The organism is Dichelobacter nodosus (genome assembly GCF_001263335.1).
GTDB lineage: Bacteria > Pseudomonadota > Gammaproteobacteria > Cardiobacteriales > Cardiobacteriaceae > Dichelobacter > Dichelobacter nodosus.
The window spans coordinates 1-713 of record NZ_LGVW01000033.1; the positions used below are offsets into that span (position 1 = coordinate 1).

The 713-nt window shown below is 48.7% G+C and carries 1 protein-coding gene; it reads left to right on the forward strand.

All coding sequences use genetic code 11. The features are described 5' to 3' along the window. Nucleotides 1–713, forward strand: a 713-nt coding sequence (locus AKG33_RS07405; protein ID WP_161802472.1) for a hypothetical protein, incomplete at both ends; no start/stop codon positions are given.

Genomic DNA, 713 nt, shown 5'->3' on the forward strand with positions numbered 1-713 from the left:
AAGGAAAAGAAAGCAGGGTTTCCGCCGGCGCATAAAGTCTTCCCCGAACCGCTGCCGTCGCCGGAACAATGGCAGGAAGTCGCCAAAATCGGCGAGCAAGTCTGGACAAAACATCTGCCGGAATTGGAGCGTTCTTTTGTTAGCGGCGATTATCCGCGCACCATTCGCAAGATATTAAAAGCCGAAGGCGTGGATTTGGGCGCGCCGCCACGGGTGAACGGTGAAGCGACAGAACGCTTCCAAAACATCATCAAATCCAGTTATCCGCGAAAATGGGTTGAGCGCGCTAATGAAGCCGGGCGCGTTTTGATTCGCAACTTTGATAATGAACGCGGCTTTCAATTGTTTATTAAAGATGAGGCAACCGCCGCCTATCTTAGAAACAACGGCGCGCGCTTCAAAGACTATAAACCTTTTGCGCCGAAGAAAAATCAGGTGAAAGCCGGCGATAGCTTTTTACGTTTGCGTGAGATGACGCGCAAAGAAGCAGTAGCTGACGCTTTAGAAATCAGCATTCATGAATATGCCCACCGCCTGCAATTCATCATGCCGGAATTAGATGCTTATTTTATGAACATGTGGCTTGACCGCACGCGCGGCGAAAAAACGCGACCGCTCAATGACATCTTAAAAGAGCAAGGCGAAAAACCTGTATATAACGCGAGAGAAAAAGGACGCGCTGACCACTTTTTTAACCTATATTTTGGGAAAAA